The sequence below is a fragment of the Xanthobacter sp. BG11Y11_SDJG genome (genome assembly GCF_057364445.1).
Window position 1 is genome coordinate 1 of sequence record NZ_JBNFNU010000357.1, and the last position, 4,333, is coordinate 4,333.

The 4,333-nt window shown below is 69.6% G+C and carries 2 protein-coding genes, 1 tRNA gene and 1 pseudogene; all 4 read left to right on the forward strand.

Going from position 1 to position 4,333, the window contains the following annotated elements; genetic code table 11:
* Positions 1 to 76: 76 nt before the first annotated feature.
* Positions 77 to 756: pseudogene (locus AC2W7M_RS20590) on the forward strand (TrmH family RNA methyltransferase).
* Positions 757 to 1,286: 530 nt separating this feature from the next.
* Positions 1,287 to 2,957 carry an MFS transporter gene (locus AC2W7M_RS20595; protein WP_486134512.1) on the forward strand — a complete coding sequence of 557 codons (1,671 nt, stop codon included), beginning with the start codon at positions 1,287 to 1,289 and terminating at the stop codon, positions 2,955 to 2,957.
* Positions 2,958 to 3,228: 271 nt separating this feature from the next.
* Positions 3,229 to 3,303 (forward strand) — tRNA-Thr (locus tag AC2W7M_RS20600).
* 320 nt (positions 3,304 to 3,623) lie between these two features.
* Positions 3,624 to 4,333: TolC family protein (locus tag AC2W7M_RS20605; protein ID WP_486134514.1), on the forward strand; the 710-nt coding region annotated here is incomplete at its 3' end.

The window sequence follows — 4,333 nt, forward strand, 5'->3', positions numbered from 1 at the left end:
CGGCCCAAGGGCGCCGGCCGCCGCCCGCTGGGAAGGCGACTGACGACGTGGCCCGTCGCTCTATGGCTGGCACACGGTGGCGGAAGCGCTCGCCAACCCCAAGCGCGCTTCCGGCGCCATCCTCGCCACCGAAATGCGGTGAACCGCCTGGCCGAGGAAGGCCTCGCCTTGCCGCTCGCGCCGGAGATCGTGCGCCCCTCCGAGATCGACAAGCTGCTGGGTCCGGACGCGGTCCATCAGGGCCTGCTGGCAGAGGCGGATCACCTGCCCTCCCCGCCTTTGTCCAAGGTGGCGAAGGCGGACCTGGTGCTGGTGCTCGATCAGATCACCGATCCCCACAATGTGGGCGCGATCGTGCGCTCGGCGGCAGCGTTCGCGGTGGGCGCCATCGTCACCACCGCGCGCCACAGCCCGCCCGCCACCGGCGTGCTGGCGAAGAGCGCGTCCGGCGGACTGGAGCATGTGCCGTTCTGCCTGGTGCAGAACCTCGCCCGCGCGCTCACCGAGCTCAAGGACAACGGCATGCTGGTGGTCGGCCTCGACAGCGAAGGCGCGGCCGACCTCGAGGATACCCCGCTCCGGGCGCCGCTCGCTCTGGTTCTCGGGGCCGAGGGCAAGGGCCTTCGGCAGCTCACGCGCGAGACATGCGACGTGCTCGCGCGCATCGACCTTCCCGGCGTCATCAAGAGCCTGAACGTGTCCAATGCCGCGGCGCTCTCGCTCGGCATGGCACGCCGGGCGCTCCAGCGTAACTGACGCTGGGGAAAGAGAAAATCGGTGCGCCTGCGCCCTTGCGCGTAAGACCAATTGCCAATCGAAAAGCCGCGCGACCTCCGCCAATGTCATCGCGAGGTGTCCTGGTCGGAGTCGTCTGGCCGGCACCGGATCTGCCGAACCGGGCTTGAAGACCTGGACCCGGACAGACCTCGCAGGAAACGCCAAGATCGCCGCGCCCGACGGCGCCGCATGTCCTGGACGATCCGAAGAGGCCGCCGGACGGCCGCTGCGGGAGTAGGAAGCGCACCGGCGGAGCCTCGGCCCGTCGCGCAGCCATCCCTGACTTCATGAATTGAGCCGACCGGCGCTCACGCCGGGCATCGGGCCGCGTTTTCTGCGGCTTCCGACACGCCCCGGCTGTGCCCGCTCGGCCCCCGATTTCGCGAACGGGCGCACCGGTGGCGCCCGATGGCTGCGCCATGGGCAATCGCCCGTCGCACCTCGCCGGCATTCCGGGCCGCCGCGCGCGGCCGGGGCAACCCAGGGCTCAAGTCTGGAGGAAACGTGAAATGAGTGTCGCAACCGCTGCGGGCGTTCCGGCGTCCCGCCCCATGAGCCGAGAGGAGAAGAAGGTCATCTTCGCCTCCTCGCTCGGCACCGTCTTCGAGTGGTACGATTTCTATCTCTACGGCTCGCTCGCCGCGATCATCGGCGCACAATTCTTCTCCGCCTATCCGCCGGCGACGCGCGACATCTTCGCGCTGCTCGCCTTCGCCGCCGGCTTCCTGGTGCGTCCCTTCGGCGCCATCGTGTTCGGCCGCGTGGGCGACATCGTCGGCCGCAAGTACACCTTCCTTGTCACCATCCTCATCATGGGCCTGTCGACCTTCATCGTCGGCATCCTGCCCAATGCCGCCTCCATCGGCATCGCCGCCCCGATCATCCTGATCGCGCTGCGTCTTGCCCAGGGCCTCGCGCTCGGCGGCGAGTATGGCGGCGCGGCCACCTACGTGGCGGAGCACGCCCCGCACGGCCGTCGCGGCTTCTACACCTCCTGGATCCAGACCACGGCGACGCTCGGCCTGTTTCTGTCGCTGATCATCATCCTCTTCACCCGTACCATCACCGGCGAGGCCGCGTTCGCCGAATGGGGCTGGCGCATTCCCTTCCTGGTGTCCATCGCGCTGCTCGGCGTCTCCATCTGGATCCGTCTGCAGCTGTCGGAATCGCCCACCTTCCAGAAGATGAAGGACGAGGGCACCACCTCGAAGGCGCCGCTGAAGGAGGCGTTCGGCCAGTGGTCGAACCTGAAGTTCGTGCTGCTCGCGCTGTTCGGCCTCGTCGCGGGCCAGGGCGTGGTGTGGTACACGGGCCAGTTCTATGCCCTGTTCTTCCTGCAATCGATCCTCAAGGTCGACGGCTACACCTCGAACCTGCTGATCGCCTGGTCGCTGGTGTTCGGCACCGGCTTCTTCGTGTTCTTCGGCTGGCTGTCCGACAAGATCGGCCGCAAGCCCATCATCCTCGCCGGCTGCCTGATCGCCGCCGCGAGCTACTTCCCGCTGTTCAACATGATCACCACCTTCGCGAACCCTGCGCTCGAGAAGGCGATCCAGAACGTGCGGGTCACCGTGGTGTCCGACCCGGCCAATTGCGGCAGCCTGTTCAACCCGGTCGGCACGCGCGTCTACACCCAGCCCTGCGACGTCGCCCGCGACTTCCTCGCGAAGTCCTCGGTGAAGTATTCGACGACGGCCGGCGCCGCCGGCTCGCCGGTGCAGGTGAAGATCAACGACACCGTGATCCCCTATGCAGGGGCCGACACCAACAAGACCGTCACGGCTGCCTTGCAGGCGGCGGGCTATCCCAGCGCCGCCACCAACAAGGACGTGATCAAGATGGCGCACCCGTTCGACATCTTCCAGCCGCGGGTGGCGACGGTGATCGGGCTGCTCTTCATCCTGGTGCTGTTCGTGACCATGGTGTACGGGCCGATCGCGGCGGCGCTGGTGGAACTGTTCCCGGCCAGCATCCGCTACACCTCCATGTCGCTGCCCTACCATATCGGCAACGGTTGGTTCGGCGGCCTGTTGCCAGCCACCTCCTTCGCCATGGTGGCGGCCACCGGCGACATCTATTTCGGCCTCTGGTACCCGATCGTGATCGCCCTGATGACCTTCGTCATCGGCCTTCTGTTCGTGCCGGAGACCAAGGATCGCAACATCGATCACTGGCACTGAGGCGCCGGCGGGCCGCCAGCGGCCCGCCCTCTGCCCCAGGACGGCCCCGACCCCCGCTCCGGGGCGTCTCCTATCCAGGTCCGGCTCCGCCCACCCGGCGGGGCCGCTTTCGTTTGCGCGCCCGCCCCGTGCACGGCCCCCGGCTTGACGCCCGCGGGCCGGTGGGGGAATAAGACCCGTGTGGTCGAGGCCAGCGCGGCGGCTGCAGCCGTCGCCCGGGCGATCCGCCTTGAGGGCACCTGCGTTTCGAGGCTGCGACGTATCGATCCGGGCCGGCTTAGCACAGCGGTAGTGCAGCGGTTTTGTAAACCGAAGGTCGGGGGTTCGATCCCCTCAGCCGGCACCATTTCCCCGATCATAGGCCGACAGCGGCCCGAAGACCCACTCGGACGTCGGCGGACGGGCTCCGTCGGCGCCTGCCGATGGGCGCGCCGCCGGCGCGGCCGAGCATCTGGCAAAGCTCGGAAACAGGCCGAAACCATTTGAATCCTGGGCGTCCCATTGGCGACATCATGGGCGTCACAGTGGGCCGCGACCTGAGCTCGACGACGGTGCAATGGCCCTGTGCGTGAAAGACCCGTACCCTTCCCGCGTTCCGGCGCTCGCGCTGGGCGGCGCTCTGCCGGGATGCGCCGCGCCCTGGCGGGCGGCGCTTCGGCGCTCGCAATGCTCCTGAGCGTGCTCGCGCTCGCGGCCTGCGCCGTGGGCCCGGACTATGCGACGCCGGATCTGGTCCTGCCCGCTTATTGGAGCGGCGGCACAGAGCCGGCCGCGGGGCCGCACGCGCCGCCGGTCCGCTGGTGGCGCCGGCTCGGCGACCCGGTGCTCGACGCGCTCATGGACGCGGCCGTCGACGCCAATCTCGACGTGGCCACTGCCAAGGCCAAGGTGCGGGCGGCGCGCGCCAGCTACCGCCAGCAGGTGGGCGCGCTGTTTCCTGAGCTCACCGGCACCGCCTCCGCCACCCGCGGCGACAATGGCGGGCGGATCGGCAGCGACGGCGACGTCACCGTGGGCGGCGGCTATGGCGAGTACCAGGCCGGCTTCGACGCCAGCTGGGAGGTCGACCTGTTCGGCGCCAACCGGCGCGGCGCGGAGGCGGCGCGCTACGGCGTCGACGCGGCGGCGGACGACCTCGACGCCGTCTTGGTCACATTGGTCGGCGACGTGGCGTCCCAACTATCTCGAGGCCCGCGGCTACCAGGCGCAGATCGCGCTCGCCCGCCGCACCGCGGCGTCCCAGCGCGCCACCGAGGGGGCTCACCCGCCGGCGGCTGGACGCCGGCGCCGCCACCGCCGTGGACACCGCCAACGCCACCGGGCAGGCCGCCGGCACCGAGGCGGACATCCCCGAACTCGAGGCGTCCTATGCCGCC

Coding starts and splice junctions, on each gene's coding strand:
- AC2W7M_RS20595 (WP_486134512.1), top strand. CDS start 1,287: ATGAGTGTCGCAACCGCTGCGGGCGTTCCGGCGTCCCGCCCCATGAGC.